Genomic DNA, 13,905 nt, shown 5'->3' with positions numbered 1-13,905 from the left:
CGACCGCAGGCGAACAGCCCCGTAGTCGCGAGCCCGCACAGAAAGAGCTTACGGAAGCGCAATCGCTTGGAGATTGAGTGCGCCGGATGCCGCCTTGGCGACAACGATCGAGTGGTCTGCGTCGAGGAGATCAAGCTGCTGAATGCCCGTCATCGATTTTACGGTCTCGTACGCGATCCCGGCGGTTCCCTGAATGGGCGTGGTGATCGCGTTCTGCGTGGCGAAGTCCTTGGTCGGAATCTTCATCACGCCGCGGCTGGTGTTCGACATGAGCAAATACTCATTGCCGTCTTTCTTGTACAACACCATGTCGATCGGTCGGTTGCCCGCGCCGAGCTCGGCGATGGTGGTGCCGCGCACTTTCGCGCCTGGCGTGAGCGAGGACACCGGGAAGCGCACGAGCGGCGTGCAGAGGTATGCTGCGATCAGGTCGGCTTCGCCGTTCGCCGTGTACGGAATGAACGTGTAGACGGGCGACCGCGTTTCGAGCCGGCCGTGCGACCCGTGGAAGATCTCGACGCTCGTGCCACGATCGGCCGACACGAACGGATACGCGACTGCCCAAAGCTTGGACGCGAACTCTTCGTTCGACAGGCCCGCGATGTACACACGGCCACCGTTGAACGCGATGTTCGTGATCGATTGGCTGCGATTGCTGCGCCCATTCTCTGGATTGGCATCGGGCGCGTTCGGAAGTCCGACGCTCTGGAAGGGGGCGCCGTCGAACGAGATGACGTCGAGTTTCCCAGCGCCGTCGACGCGAACGAGCGCAGGCGCCGCATTCGCGCCCTGGCCGCGCATGACCGACAGATACGAGTTGTGGCTTTTCGGATCGACCTTGAGATCGACGACGGAGATCTCGCTCGCCACGGTGCCGAGCGTCGCGGCAATCTGCTGATCGAGCGCGTCGATGTCCTTCGTTCCCGGCGTGCCGCTCTTCTGCTTCGAGAGATCGATGGCGAAGATGGTGGCGGCCTGCGGATCGGCGGCGTAGAGAATTCCGCCTGGTCCAATCGCCAGAGCGCCGATCGACTGCAACTTCGGACTGATTCCGCTGGCAACCCGGTTCGCCGACGGCGCGTGCGCGGGCTTGGCGGCGGCGGTGAGCGCGACGAATGCCGCAACTGATGCAGAAGCAACTGCGAGAGGCAACTTGGAGCGCATTGAACCCTCCCTCGGCTTAGCGATTGGTGCCACGTGTCACTCTAAACTGCGCTGCCCTGGCCGGGCGGGCAACCGGCCCAGTACTTTCCGAACGACCCTCACACAACCGACATGTTTACGCTGACTCTCGACGATTATCGCACCGTTCGAGCGCGCATCGCGCCGCACATCAAGCATACGCCGCTGCTGACGTCGCGACAGCTCAGTGAGCTGACCGGACACGAAGTACGTCTCAAGGCAGAGATGTTCCAACGCGTCGGCTCGTACAAGATCCGAGGCCCGCTGAACAAGCTCGCCCTCATGTCCGAGGAGCAGAAGAGCCGCGGCGTGGTGTGCTCCTCCGCTGGCAATCACGCGCAGGGCGTCGCACTGGCCGCGCAGATCCACGGCGTGCGCGCGGTGGTCTGCATGGCGAAGAACGCCACTCCAGCCAAGATCGCCGCAACCAAGGGATATGGCGCAGAGGTCGTGCTGCACGGCTCGATCTGGGACGAGGCTAACGAGAAAGCGAAAGAACTCGTTCGCGACGAAGGCCTGACGTATGTGCATCCGTTCGACGACGAGCAGCTGATCGCGGGGCAGGGCACGCTGGGTCTCGAGATCGTGCAGGACTGGCCCGAGGTCGATGCGGTGATCGTTCCCATCGGCGGAGGCGGTTTGATCGCCGGTGTGTCGATGGCGGTGAAGAGCCACAACCCGAACGCCAAGGTCATCGGCGTGGAGTCGTCCGACGGTCCGGCCATGCAGCGGAGCCTTCAGGCCGGCAAGCTGGAGACGATCGAGTGCAACACGATCATAGACGGTTTGCGCGTGCGTCGCGCGGGTGAGCTGAACTTCTCGGTTGTCCAGCGCTTCGTCGACGAGATCGTCACGTTGCCGGACAAGGAGATCTTCGAGTCGATGATGTGGGTGATGGAGCGCTGCAAGCTCGTCGTCGAAGGCGCCGCGGCGGCTCCGGTCGGAGCGCTGCTGCACGGACTCATCAAGCTCCCGCCCAAGTCGCGTGTCGCCGTCGTGCTATCGGGCGGCAATGTGAATCTCGATCAGATTCGCGGGCTCGTCTGGAACTAGGCGCTTCGTTTTTGAACTGCTTTTGACACGAATCTGACGAATCGACAATCAATCGAACCGATGCGCGGTCGAGTCAATCGCGCGCAGCGGTATTCTGAACGTCGCCGATTCGATTCGTTCTGATTCGTCAAATTCGTGTCCGAGTCGTTCCCAGCAGCCGACGCCGAACCTTAGAGCTTTCGCGAATCGTACGCCCAGTGCAGTAACGCCTGACGCTGCTTTGGCCGACAATCGAGTGCACGTCGCGGGCAGTTCGCTTTGATCTGCGCGACGTGCCTGCGGATGGCGCGCCAGCGTTTGATTTGCCGTTCGTCGTCCATCGACCGTCGGCCCATGTAGTACCGGCAGTACCACTGGAACCAGCCGCGCGGATCTTCGTGATAGATCCAACCTTTTTTCCGCCAGACCTTGAGCGGCTGTGACGCGTTCACGCCGAAATAGTTGAGCGCGGGGTCGTGTCGTTCGTGACAGAGCTTTGCCTTCGTGAACCACGACTTCGGAAACTCCTTTCGGCAGTCGGTCATGTACCGGCCGCCGAAGACGCCGAGTGCGAGGAGCTCGCGCGGCGTGAGCTCGGGTTCGAAGCCTTCGTCAAAGTTCCGTCCGACCGGCTCGATGCGACGGTAGACGTAGTTCTTTTGCATCAAGTCGTTGACGACGACGCGAACGTTCATGCGGGTGCGGGTAGCGATGAGCGTGAAGTGGGTTGAAAGGGCGGTATCGGTCGCTAAATTACTCGGTGCCCCAGGTCCCGGAGGGTGTCAGCCTTCCAACTCCGTCAGGACCCCGAAGGTAGCAGCGGTACGAGGTGTCTGATATCGCTTCGTCAGGCCTGGGGTATTACGCGGGTGACGCGCTGAACACAGCGCCGTCCCCGCGTTTTTCGTCTGTGGGCGTTTTGTGTAGTGCTGGCGCGCACGGTACATTCTGAGACCTCGCCATTCGCGGTTCGCCGCACGCCGCACGCCGCACGCCTTACGCCGCCCGCTGCACCGCACGCCTCTCGCCCGCGTCCAATGTCCCTCGCGCTCGCTCGCAAATACCGCCCCAAGCGCTTCGCTGACGTCGCCGTGCAGTCGCACGTGTCGGCGACCCTCAAGGGGGCGATTGCGCGCGGACGCGTAGCGCACGGCTATCTGCTCTGCGGCCCGCGCGGCGTCGGCAAAACGACCTTGGCGCGCGTCCTCGCGATGGCGCTCAACTGCGAACGACGCGGTGAGCCGGAACTCGATGGCGAGCCCTGCGGCGAATGCGCATCCTGCCGACGAATCTGGAGCGGCTCAGCCAGCCTCGACGTCGTCGAAATCGACGCAGCGTCGAATCGCGGTGTCGATGACGCACGCGAACTGCGCGAACGCGCGATGTACGCGCCGTCGGGCGCGGACCAGTACAAGGTCTACATCGTCGACGAAGCGCACATGCTCACGCGTGAAGCGTGGAACGCGTTGCTCAAGATTCTCGAGGAGCCACCTCCGCGCGTCGTCTTCGTCTTCGCCACGACGGAGCCGCAGAAGATTGCCCAAGCAGCCGCTCCCGTGCTGAGCCGCCTGCAGCGGTTCGACTTCAAGCGCATCGGCCCCGCGGAGATTCGCGAGCGACTCACGCACGTGCTCGCGGAAGAGCAGATCACGGCTGAGCCCGAAGCCCTTGCCGCGATCTCTCGCGCGGCAGACGGTTCCATGCGCGACGCGTTGAGTCTCACCGACCAAGTCTTGTCGATGGGCGACGGACGCGTGACGGCCGAACGCGTCCGCGACGCGCTTGGCCTCGTGCCCGAAGACGAGTTCATCGCTCTCCTCGACATAATCGCCGAGCGTCGTGCCGCGGACGTATTTCCCGCGGTGGCGAGACTTGGCGAAGCCGGCGTCGATTTCGGTGGATTGCTCACCGGCCTCGCGGACATGCTCCGCGCGCAGTTAGCAATCGTGCTCGGCGGCGCTGCAACCGAAGTTTCCGAACGCGCACGCGAGGCGCTCATCCAGCGGCGCGACAAGCTCGCCGGCGCCGACCTGCTTCGAATGCTGCAGGCGATCTCCGAGCTCGAACCACGCTTCCGAAAAAGCGGGCAGCAGCAGCTGCTCGTCGAGACGATGCTCATCCGCTTCGCGCTGCTCGACCGCGCGGTCGAGCTCGAGGATGTACTTCGCTCCATGGGCGGAGGTTCTCCGAGTGGTAGCACCGGCGGCGGGGGTGGCCCCAGCCCTTTCCCGCGTCCGGAGCCGCGCCCCGTCCCTCGCGGTGACGGTGCGGGCTCCGGGATGACGGCGGCTCCGTCGCCCGCACCCGTTGCTCGCGTCGCGCCGCCAGCGCCGGTCGCTCCGCCAAAACCTCAAGCACCCGTTCAGTCGGCGCCTCCAGCGTCGCCAGCCGCGACCAGCCCGCGTTTAGTGACATCGTCGCCCGCGCCGTCTGTGGCCAGCGAGCGGCTCGATCTCAATCGAGTCGTCGAGCGATGGGACGCGCTCGTCGAACGAGTGCGCGAAGACGGCAAGCCGATGCTCGCCAGCGCACTCGGCCACGCGTCACCGGTTGCGGTGAACGCCACGGGAACGGTCACGATCGAGCTCGACGAGCCGAACGACATCTTCGTCCACTCGATCACCGCGGGACGCGGCGACATCGTCGCCGGGCTCAAAACGTGGTTCGCTGGTGTTGAGCGCGTCGATCTTCGGCGCGACGACAAGGCGCCGGCGCAGCCGCCCAAGCGTCTCACAGATGAGATGGTTCGCGCCGAGCGATTGGCTGCGCTCCGCAAGCGCGATCCTGTGCTCGGCGCCGCAATCGACGCCCTCGATCTCGACGTCGCCGACTGACGAATCACACGCTGCCCCGCCGGCGAGTCGCTTGCTTCGACTCTGCCGCGCCGGGTAGCTTTGGCTATCCAGAGACCAATTCCGACATGCCCGATTTCATGAAGATCCTGGCACAAGCCCAGGAGATGCAGGGTCGTTTCAAGCAGGTGCAGGACGAATTGCAGCAGATGACGGTGACTGGATCAGCCGGCGGCGGAATGGTGGTCGCCGAAGTCACGGGCACCGGTCAGCTGAAAAAGCTCAAGCTCGATCCGAGCGTCGTGAATCCCGCCGACATCGAGATGCTCGAAGATCTCGTGACCGTGGCCGTGTCCGACGCGCAAACCAAGGCGTCTGCGGCAGCACAGGAGCAGATGGGCAAGGTGACGGGCGGCCTCTCGCTGCCATTCAAGCTTCCGTTTGGATGACCGCTCCGACGGCGCATCGCGAACGTGATCCCTGGCTGGTTACGGGGTAGAACAACGCATGTCCGCGATCGATGATCTCGCGACCGAGCTGTCACGTCTTCCCGGCATCGGTCGGAAGACGGCGCTCCGTCTGACGTACCATTTGCTTCGACAACCGACCGATCAGACGCGCCGCCTCGCCGCGGCGCTCATGACGCTTGGTGATAAGGTTCGCCCCTGTCCGCAATGTTTTAACCTCACCGAAGAGGACCTCTGCGTCATTTGCCGAGACCCGCGGCGAGACGCGACGACGATCTGTGTCGTGGAACAGGCGTCGGACATCGGGGCGATCGAGCGTTCGGGTGAATTCCGTGGCGTGTACCACGTGTTGGGCGGACGTCTGTCGCCACTCGACGGCGTTGGTCCCGACGACCTGACCATCGACTCGCTCCTCGGCCGCATGACAGGCGCCGACAATTCGAACGTTCGAGAAGTCATACTGGCGACGAATCCGAGCCTCGAAGGAGAGGCAACGGCGCTGTACGTCCAAGGGCAGTTGACGCCCAGGGGAGTCACCGTTTCGCGCATTGCGCGCGGACTCCCTGTAGGTGGTGATCTAGAGTACGCAGATGGTGTGACAATCGCACAGGCGCTAACCGCGCGGAGGGCAATGTGAGCAGCCGCCAACACACGAAGGCACTCACCGTCGGCTTCCTCGGCGGACTATTTTTCGGAATGGTGGCCTGGAGCGTCCAAATCCAGCGGTCGCGCCGGGAACTGTTCAGCAAGCATCCGGTGAAGCGGCTCGCGGCGCTGGGATACCTGAGCGGCCGGCCTGGGCTCGATACAGCGCGGATTCTCACGGACTACGTGGGCTGGGAACGTCACCCGGGGCTTCGTCGCCGGGGTGAGCGCATCCTTCGCCACATGCATTCACACCTCGTTTAGGCGGTTCGCGATGCCCGTTGGCGCTGCAAGCTGGTCCTTCACCGAAGATGACTTCGGGGCCATTACCACGGCCTTGGAGCAGTTTCTCACCGACTGCGATGCGCGTTGTGCGCTCCTCGTCGACCGTACGGGCCAACTGGTGGCTACGGTCGGAGAACGCCCGAATTTCGATCCGACTGCCTTTTCTACCCTCGCCGCGGCGGATTTCAGCGCGAACGACCAGCTGGCGAAGCTGATTGGTGAGAATGATTTCAGCTCGCTCTTCCACCAGGGCGAGAAGGAGTCGATGTACCTGGCCGACGTGGCTCGGCGGGTCATTCTCGTGGTGCTCTTCGACAACCGAACCACTCTCGGACTCGTACGCCTCAAGATGCGGTCAACCGTGGGTCATCTCACGCAGCTCTTCGAGCAGGTCTTTTCGCGATCGGCCAATGCGTCGGCGCCCAACATTCTCGCCGGCGCCGACGACGAGATCGACAAGCTGTTTCAATAGGAGAAGACAGCCATGTCGATGATCAACTACGCGTCACGCGAGATCAACTGCAAGATCGTGTACTACGGCCCGGGGCTGGGTGGCAAGACCACCAACCTCGAGATTATCTACGGCAAGGTTCAGCCCGAGACGCGCGGCAAGCTGATTTCGCTCGCGACCGAAACCGAGCGCACCCTCTTCTTCGATTTTCTCCCGGTCGATCTGGGCACGATCCGCGGTTTCAAGACCCGCTTCCATCTCTATACGGTTCCCGGCCAGGTATACTACAACGCGAGCCGAAAGCTGATTCTCAAGGGAGTCGACGGCATCGTCTTCGTAGGTGATTCACAGATCGAACGCATGGAAGCAAATCAGGAAGCCATGCAGAACTTGTACGACAACATGGCCGAGTACGGGTACGATCTCACGAAGATGCCGTTCGTGATTCAGTACAACAAACGGGATTTGCCCAACGCGTCGCCGATCAGAGATCTGCAAAGTGCGTTGAATCCTGGTTGGGAAGTGTCCGAGCCGGCCAAGATGCGTCCCACGCCGGATCCGTATCACGCGGGCGAGAGCCTCGTCGAGCAGTTGCCAACAGGCGAGTGGATCGAGCGCGCGCAGTACTTCGAGGCTGTCGCCGTATCTGGCGACGGTGTGTTCGACACGCTGAAGGGCGTGAGCAAACTGGTGCTCAAGTCGCTCGCATGATGGAGTAGCCAGTCGACGGCTACAAGACGGCTACAAGATGAACCTCCCGAACGCACTCACTGTTGGACGCATCGCCGCGACGCCGTTCATCGCGGCGCTGCCGTTCGTGGATTCATGGAAGCTGCGGCTCTTCGCTTTCGTGCTGTTCTCCGTCGCAGCGATCACCGATTACGTCGACGGTGTGATCGCGCGGTCGAGACAGCAGGAAACCGATCTGGGCCGCCTCCTCGATCCGCTCGCCGACAAGCTCCTACTCTTCGGAACCTTCATTCCGATGTACGAGCTGGCCAAAACCAAACCGTTCATCACGCCCTTTGGCGCCGTCGGACTGTCGGCGTGGATTCTCGCGATCGTTCTCGGACGCGAGGTGTTCATGACCGTGTTCCGCCAGTACGCCAAGCATCGCGGCACTGTGATCGCGGCGATTGGCCCCGCCAAGTGGAAAACCGCGTTTCAATCAGTGTGGCAGGGAAGCGCCTACTTCTGGTTCTTCGCGTCCACGCTCGCCGCGACCAAAGGTTGGAGTAATTCGGCGTGGAATGGCTTCGCGCTGTTCAACGGAACAGTCGGCACACTGATGATGATTGGCGCGGTGCTGCTCACAGTGGTTTCGCTAGTGATCTATCTCAACACGTTCCGTGGCGTGTTCGCCACGTCGCCATCCAAGTGACGCCTTCGCGCAGTGGCACGCGGTACGCCGTACGCTGCCGGTCATTCACACCGTACGCCGCACGCCCCACGCCGCCTGCCTCACGTGAGTAACACGTCGATCGAAGTCGTCACGATTGGTGATGAACTTCTGCTCGGTTTCACGATCGATACGAACGCCGCGCACCTCGCGCGTGAGTTGAGTTCGATCGGCATGCACATCGTTCGTCGATCGACCACCGGCGACGATCCCGCGAACATTGCGACCGTCGTTGGCGAAGCGCTCGATCGGACGGGCGCCGTGATCACCACCGGCGGCCTCGGTCCGACGTCCGACGACATGACGAAGCAGTCGATCGCTGATCTGTTCGGACGCGGAATGCATCTCGACGACGAACATCTCGCGTGGATGGAAGAGCGTTGGCGCACTCGCTTCAATCGCCCGCTGCCAGCGACGAATCGTCAGCAGGCCATGATCCCTGACGGCGCGACGAAATTAAAGAATAATCATGGCTCCGCGCCCGGCATCTGGTTGGAGGACGGACGCGGACGTTGGGTCGCGATGCTGCCCGGCGTCCCTCGCGAGATGCGCGGGATGCTCGGCGACACGCTGCTCCCGCTGCTCGCGTCGCGACTTTCGGGCGACACCGTCGTTCGGTCGCGCACTCTCCGCACCACCGGTGTTGCCGAATCGCTACTTGCCGACCAGATCGAAGCGGGAGGCGGTGCGCCGAGTGGTCCTTCGCTCGCATATCTGCCGTCCATTGCGGGCGTGGATCTCAGGCTCACTGTTCGCGACGTCACGCCCGATGTCGCCGAGGCGACGCTGACGCTGGGCGCCACGCAGCTGAGAAAAAGCGTCGGCGAATCGATCTACGGTGAGGGTAGCGACGATCTCGCGGCGGTTGTGCTCCAGATGTGCCGCGACCGAAAGCTCACCATTGGCGTTGCCGAGAGCTGTAGTGGCGGACTACTGGGCGGCCGGCTCACTGCGGTGCCTGGGTCGAGCGACGTGGTTCGTGGCGGCGTGATTGCCTATCACAACGATCTAAAGCGCGACGGGTTGGGCGTAACCGAGGCGGCACTTCGTGCGTACGGCGCAGTAAGCGAAGAGGTCGTTCGCCAGATGGCCGAGGGGGCGCGCCGCTTTGCCGGCTCGGACATTGGACTCGCGATCACCGGTGTGGCTGGTCCCTCGGGCGGAACGCCGGAGAAGCCGGTCGGCACAGTCTGGATCGCCGTGAGCGTCCGAGGCGATGTGAAAGCGCGTCTATTTCGCCTCTGGGGCGATCGCGACGAGGTCAGGGAGCGGTCGGCCCAGTGGACATTGGAAATGCTTCGGCAGACGCTTGGCGCTGGGCACTAGCCGGTCAGCGACGAGGAAGAACAGCTATTGGGGGCGTCTGGCACTTTGCCAGAATGGCACACTTGTAGGGCACACCCGTTGCACCCCCTTCCGTATCCAGCGAAAATTGGAAGATCATGCATCCACGTGACGACAGCGGATTCGACCCTGCCCGCGGGCAGCCCGAGTCCGAGAATGCCTTTTCGAACGCCGGCGGACCGGCCGCCGAGGACGACTACCAGGTTGCCGACGCTGGCGCTGAATCAGGCGCCCTGACGGACCTGCAGCGCAAGCTGAACGAGCAGCAGGAGAAGTACCTTCGCCTGGCTGCCGAGTACGACAACTATCGCAAGCGCTCTAGTCGCGAGCGCGCCGAGGCTCACACCAAAGCCCAGGCGGATCTCGTCAAGCAACTGCTCGACGGGCTCGACGACCTGTCCCGGTTCGCGCACGTCGACCCGGCGACGGTCGACGCAGGCACTGTCGTACAGGGCGCCGAAATGGTCGAGAAAAAGACCATGAAGGTGCTCGCGAGCGCTGGGCTCGAGGCGATCAATCCTCTGAACCAGACCTTCGACCCGAAGGTGCACGAGGCCGTCGCAACGGAACCGGCGCTATCGGCCGAGGACGACCATGTGGTCGCCCGCGTCTATCAGGTTGGGTACTTGTTCAACGGGCAGTTGCTGCGCCCAGCTCGCGTAGTTGTGAAGCAGTGGAACGGCTGAGCACGTACTCATAGATATGGCTCAGACAAAGGACTACTACGCGGTCCTTGGCGTTCCCGCGTCCGCGACGCAGGACGAGATCAAGAAGAAGTACCGCAAGCTCGCCGCGAAGCATCACCCGGATAAGAATCCGAACGACCCGAAAGCCGCCGAGACGTTTAAAGAAATCTCGGAGGCGTATCAGGTTTTAGGCGATGCCGAGAAGCGAAAGCAGTACGACCAGATGCGACGCCTCGGTGCATTCGGTGGCTTCAGCGGCGGGAACGCTGGACCGCGTCGCCCGGGCGGAGCCCCTGGTGCGGGTGCGCCCGGCGGTCCGGGTGGTCAGAACATCAACTTCGAAGAGTTTGACATCGGGGGCCTCGGTGGCCTCGGCGACATCTTCAGTTCGATGTTCGGTGGCAGCAATGCCAAGACGGGAGGTAGTCGCGCGCGTGGTCCCGAGCGCGGTGCCGACGTCGAGGCGCAGCTCACCGTTCCGTTTCGGACGGCGGCGCTTGGCGGCAAGGTGCCGATCGAGCTCGAGGTGAACGAGGAGTGCGCGACCTGTCATGGCAGCGGGACCGCACCGGGTGCCAAGATCACCACCTGTCCGGAGTGCAGCGGTCGCGGCACCATTTCGTTCGGTCAGGGCGGTTTCGCCGTTCAGCGTCCGTGCCCGATGTGCCTCGGCAAGGGCACGGTGCCGAGTGAGCGCTGTCCCACGTGCAGTGGTTCTGGCGAAGTGCGTGTGCGAAAAAAGATGATGATCACGGCGCCGGCAGGCGTCGACACAGGAACGAAGATCCGACTGAAAGGCCAGGGCGCGCGTGGACTTCGGAACGGTCCACCCGGCGATCTGCTCATCACGTTTCAGGTGGAGCCCGATCGCTTCTTCAAACGCGAAGGTCTCGATCTCATCGCGCCCGTCAAGATCAACATCGCGCAGGCGACGCTCGGATCGAAGATCAGCGTCACCACGCTCGATGCGAAGAAGGTCGCGATCAAAATTCCGCCGGGCACGCCGACTGGAAAGCGCTTTCGCGTGCCTGGTCAGGGCATCAAGAAAGACGATCGCCCGGGTGACTTGATCGTCGAGATCGAAGTGAGCGTACCGGACAAGCTCACTGAAGAACAGGAAAAGGCGATGAAGGAATTCGCCGAGGCAAGTGGCTTGAAGTACTGATTGGTCGGGTAGCGGGTCGGGGCGCGCGGCGGTAAGGTAGTCCCATGCCACTCCTTCCCGTCCTGCTGCTCGCCGCGGTCCTCGGCGGCGACACCCTGCGTACTCCCGGGCTGCGCGAGCCGGTCGAGATCCTGAAGGACAAAAACGGCGTCTCTCACATCTACGCGAAGAACGAGCACGACCTCTTTTTCGCGCAGGGCTACTCCGCGGCCCGAGATCGCCTGTTTCAGCTCGAGGTGTGGCGACGACAGGCCACCGGAACCGTGTCTGAACTCCTCGGCAAACGCGAGTTGGAGCGTGACATCGGGACGAGGCTCTTCAAGTACCGCGGCGACCTCGCGAAGGAACTGGCGACGTACCACCCGCGCGGAGCGGCGATTGTCGGTGCGTTCGTCGATGGTGTGAATGCGTACATCGGCGAAACGGAGCGCGATCCCAAGCTCTTGCCGATGGAGTTCCGCCTCCTCGGCACGACGCCGGGCCGCTGGACGCCCGAGGTCGTCATCTCGCGTCATCAAGGATTGCTCGGCAATGTCGAAGAGGAGTTGAACCACGGCCGCGCCGTGGCGGCAGTTGGTCAAGCAGTTGTTAAAGAATTCTCCTGGTTCCATCCAGGCGATCCGGACATGAAGCTCGATCCGGTGATCGACGCCTCGCTACTCTCGGCGCCGATTCTCGCGAAGTACCAAGCGTTTCACTCGAACGTGCGCTTTCAACCGACCGATGTTGTGACGGCGTATCGCAACGACGGCGTATCGTTTCAGCGGCTGGCGTCCGTCGCTGATTCGCTCGCGATGGATCTACGCGACAACGGACGGCGCGACATCGGCAGCAACAATTGGGTCGTGAGCGGACGACTCACCGAGAGCGGCCGCCCGATGCTGGCGAACGATCCGCATCGCGCGCAATCGTCGCCGTCGCTTCGCTACTGGGTGCATCTCGTTGCGCCAGGCTGGAACGTGATCGGTGGCGGCGAGCCGGAGATTCCCGGTATCTCGATCGGGCACAACGAGGTCGGCGCGTGGGGGCTGACGATTTTCGCGACCGACGGCGAAGACCTCTACGTCTACAAGACCAACCCCAAGAACCATCGCCAGTACTGGTATCAGGGCGCGTGGACGCCGATGCGTGTCATTCGCGAAACGATCCCGGTGAAGGGGCAGGCGCCGGTTACCGCTGAGCTGGCGTACACGAGACACGGGCCGGTGGTTTATGAGGACACTCTAAAGCACGTCGCATACGCGGTGCGTGCCGCGTGGCTGGACGCGGGCGGCGCGCCGTACATGGCGAGCCTGCGCATGGACCAGGCGACGACCTGGGAGCAGTTCCGCGACGCGTGCAGCTACAGCAACATCCCCGGCGAGAACATGATCTGGGCCGACAAGGCGGGGAACATCGGGTGGCAGGCGGTTGGCATCGCACCGATTCGCAAGAACTTCAGCGGTCTCGTGCCCGTGCCTGGCGACGGACGCTACGAGTGGGCTGGCTATCTCCCGATCAAGGAGAAGCCGCACTCGTACAATCCGCCCGAAGGCTTCATCGCAACGGCGAATAACGACCTCACGCCGCCGGGCTACACGCACATGGACGCCATCGGCTTTGCGTGGGCGGATCCGTATCGCTGGGCGCGCATTTCCGAAGTGCTCGGTTCGGGCCGGAAGGTGTCGATCGCCGACATGATGCGATTGCAGACGGATTACCTGTCGATTCCCGCGCGTCAGCTCGTGCCGTTGCTGCGCGATCTGCCGGCCAAATCGGACGACGTTGAGCACGCACGCCGCGCGCTGCTCGAGTGGGACTACGTCCTCGACAAGTCGTCGGTCGCGGCGGGGATTTACGAGGCGTGGTACCGCCACCTGGCGACGAACACCGCAAGCACCGTGATCCCGGCGAATGCTCGCCAGTACCTACGCAACCTCGGCACGAAGAAGTTGATCGACTTGCTCGTCTCACCCACCGGCGCGTTCGGAGCGAATCCCGTCGCGGGCCGAGATTCGATTCTCGCTCGCAGCTTGGTCGAGGCGGTGGCCGAGATGGCGCGACGGTTTGGTCCGGAACAGGCGGCGTGGCAATGGGGACAGAATAATTATCACCATGTTACTATTTCGCATCCGCTGAGCGCCGTCGTCGATGCGAGCACGCGCGCGAAGCTGGACATCGGCCCGGCGCCGCGCGGTGGCGACGCCAACACGACGGGCGCGACGGGCGGCGGCGACAATCAGACGTCGGGGGCGTCGTTCCGGATCGTGATGGATCTCGTCGACTGGGAAACGGCCGTTGGGATCAACACGCCGGGCCAGAGCGGTGACCCGGACAACCCGCATTACCGCGATCTTTTCCCGCTGTGGGCGAACGATCGGTACTTCGGCGTCCCGTATTCGCGTGCGCGCATCGAGACGGCGACGGAGTCGCGGACTGTGCTACTGCCGCAGCGCTGACGCTCTGGTGGGCGCGTTC

At 63.2% G+C, this 13,905-nt stretch carries 14 protein-coding genes and 1 other RNA gene; 13 read left to right on the top strand and 2 right to left on the bottom strand.

From position 1 onward, the window contains the following. Positions 1-48 precede the first annotated feature (48 nt). Positions 49-1,164: a hypothetical protein gene (locus tag AC6H4Z_RS16410; protein ID WP_497543037.1), complete on the bottom strand. Its 1,116-nt coding sequence runs from the start codon at positions 1,162-1,164 to the stop codon at positions 49-51. A 111-nt stretch (positions 1,165-1,275) separates the two neighbouring features. On the opposite strand from AC6H4Z_RS16410, the gene ilvA reads away from it, so the two are divergent. After that, the gene (ilvA, locus tag AC6H4Z_RS16405; RefSeq protein WP_497543036.1) at positions 1,276-2,235 is read left to right on the top strand and encodes a threonine ammonia-lyase; all 960 of its coding nucleotides are present in this window, start codon (positions 1,276-1,278) and stop codon (positions 2,233-2,235) included. A 170-nt stretch (positions 2,236-2,405) separates the two neighbouring features. On the opposite strand, the gene AC6H4Z_RS16400 is transcribed toward ilvA, so the two are convergent. Next, positions 2,406-2,909: a hypothetical protein gene (locus tag AC6H4Z_RS16400; RefSeq protein WP_497543035.1), complete on the bottom strand. Its 504-nt coding sequence runs from the start codon at positions 2,907-2,909 to the stop codon at positions 2,406-2,408. Between the two features lie 69 nt (positions 2,910-2,978). Between AC6H4Z_RS16400 and ffs the strand changes: the two genes are divergently transcribed. From ffs to AC6H4Z_RS16340, 12 genes are all read left to right on the top strand, one after another. Next, positions 2,979-3,075, top strand: an RNA gene (gene ffs / locus AC6H4Z_RS16395) — signal recognition particle sRNA small type. Positions 3,076-3,251: 176 nt separating this feature from the next. Beyond that, positions 3,252-5,048, top strand: coding sequence for a DNA polymerase III subunit gamma/tau (dnaX, locus tag AC6H4Z_RS16390; protein WP_497543034.1), 1,797 nt, complete (start codon positions 3,252-3,254; stop codon positions 5,046-5,048). An 86-nt stretch (positions 5,049-5,134) separates the two neighbouring features. Beyond that, positions 5,135-5,455, top strand: coding sequence for a YbaB/EbfC family nucleoid-associated protein (locus AC6H4Z_RS16385; protein WP_497543033.1), 321 nt, complete (start codon positions 5,135-5,137; stop codon positions 5,453-5,455). A gap of 58 nt (positions 5,456-5,513) precedes the next feature. Continuing rightward, complete coding sequence (gene recR / locus AC6H4Z_RS16380; RefSeq protein ID WP_497543032.1) at positions 5,514-6,110, top strand: recombination mediator RecR; 597 nt, start codon at positions 5,514-5,516, stop codon at positions 6,108-6,110. Beyond that, positions 6,107-6,382 (top strand): hypothetical protein, encoded by a 276-nt coding sequence (locus AC6H4Z_RS16375; protein ID WP_497543031.1) that lies wholly within the window; start codon positions 6,107-6,109, stop codon positions 6,380-6,382. Before recR ends, AC6H4Z_RS16375 begins: the two co-directional genes overlap by 4 nt. A gap of 10 nt (positions 6,383-6,392) precedes the next feature. Continuing rightward, complete coding sequence (locus AC6H4Z_RS16370; protein WP_497543030.1) at positions 6,393-6,875, top strand: roadblock/LC7 domain-containing protein; 483 nt, start codon at positions 6,393-6,395, stop codon at positions 6,873-6,875. Between the two features lie 12 nt (positions 6,876-6,887). Further along, a complete protein-coding gene (locus AC6H4Z_RS16365; RefSeq protein ID WP_497543029.1) occupies positions 6,888-7,565 on the top strand; it encodes a GTP-binding protein in 678 nt (225 codons plus the stop codon). Positions 7,566-7,602: 37 nt separating this feature from the next. Next, positions 7,603-8,235 carry a CDP-alcohol phosphatidyltransferase family protein gene (locus AC6H4Z_RS16360; RefSeq protein WP_497543028.1) on the top strand — a complete coding sequence of 211 codons (633 nt, stop codon included), beginning with the start codon at positions 7,603-7,605 and terminating at the stop codon, positions 8,233-8,235. Between the two features lie 84 nt (positions 8,236-8,319). After that, positions 8,320-9,579, top strand: a complete 1,260-nt coding sequence (locus AC6H4Z_RS16355) for a competence/damage-inducible protein A (protein WP_497543027.1) — start codon at positions 8,320-8,322, stop codon at positions 9,577-9,579. Positions 9,580-9,695: 116 nt separating this feature from the next. Further along, the gene (locus AC6H4Z_RS16350; protein ID WP_497543026.1) at positions 9,696-10,283 is read left to right on the top strand and encodes a nucleotide exchange factor GrpE; all 588 of its coding nucleotides are present in this window, start codon (positions 9,696-9,698) and stop codon (positions 10,281-10,283) included. 16 nt (positions 10,284-10,299) lie between these two features. Further along, positions 10,300-11,448 carry a molecular chaperone DnaJ gene (gene dnaJ / locus AC6H4Z_RS16345; RefSeq protein ID WP_497543025.1) on the top strand — a complete coding sequence of 383 codons (1,149 nt, stop codon included), beginning with the start codon at positions 10,300-10,302 and terminating at the stop codon, positions 11,446-11,448. Between the two features lie 44 nt (positions 11,449-11,492). After that, entirely contained in the window at positions 11,493-13,886 is a 2,394-nt protein-coding gene (locus tag AC6H4Z_RS16340; RefSeq protein ID WP_497543024.1) for a penicillin acylase family protein, read from the top strand. The last annotated feature ends 19 nt before the right edge of the window (positions 13,887-13,905 follow it).

The sequence above is a fragment of the Leucogemmata humicola genome (assembly GCF_055379415.1).
This window is presented reverse-complemented; position numbering and strand designations above follow the sequence as displayed.

What these genes read in the sequence shown, in the direction of transcription:
- AC6H4Z_RS16410 (WP_497543037.1), bottom strand. Translation starts at nt 1,164, where the DNA reads ATGCGCTCCAAGTTGCCTCTCGCAGTTGCTTCTGCATCAGTTGCGGCA.
- ilvA (WP_497543036.1), top strand. Translation starts at nt 1,276, where the DNA reads ATGTTTACGCTGACTCTCGACGATTATCGCACCGTTCGAGCGCGCATC.
- AC6H4Z_RS16400 (WP_497543035.1), bottom strand. Translation starts at nt 2,909, where the DNA reads ATGAACGTTCGCGTCGTCGTCAACGACTTGATGCAAAAGAACTACGTC.
- dnaX (WP_497543034.1), top strand. Translation starts at nt 3,252, where the DNA reads ATGTCCCTCGCGCTCGCTCGCAAATACCGCCCCAAGCGCTTCGCTGAC.
- AC6H4Z_RS16385 (WP_497543033.1), top strand. Translation starts at nt 5,135, where the DNA reads ATGCCCGATTTCATGAAGATCCTGGCACAAGCCCAGGAGATGCAGGGT.
- recR (WP_497543032.1), top strand. Translation starts at nt 5,514, where the DNA reads ATGTCCGCGATCGATGATCTCGCGACCGAGCTGTCACGTCTTCCCGGC.
- AC6H4Z_RS16370 (WP_497543030.1), top strand. Translation starts at nt 6,393, where the DNA reads ATGCCCGTTGGCGCTGCAAGCTGGTCCTTCACCGAAGATGACTTCGGG.
- AC6H4Z_RS16365 (WP_497543029.1), top strand. Translation starts at nt 6,888, where the DNA reads ATGTCGATGATCAACTACGCGTCACGCGAGATCAACTGCAAGATCGTG.
- AC6H4Z_RS16360 (WP_497543028.1), top strand. Translation starts at nt 7,603, where the DNA reads ATGAACCTCCCGAACGCACTCACTGTTGGACGCATCGCCGCGACGCCG.
- AC6H4Z_RS16350 (WP_497543026.1), top strand. Translation starts at nt 9,696, where the DNA reads ATGCATCCACGTGACGACAGCGGATTCGACCCTGCCCGCGGGCAGCCC.
- dnaJ (WP_497543025.1), top strand. Translation starts at nt 10,300, where the DNA reads ATGGCTCAGACAAAGGACTACTACGCGGTCCTTGGCGTTCCCGCGTCC.
- AC6H4Z_RS16340 (WP_497543024.1), top strand. Translation starts at nt 11,493, where the DNA reads ATGCCACTCCTTCCCGTCCTGCTGCTCGCCGCGGTCCTCGGCGGCGAC.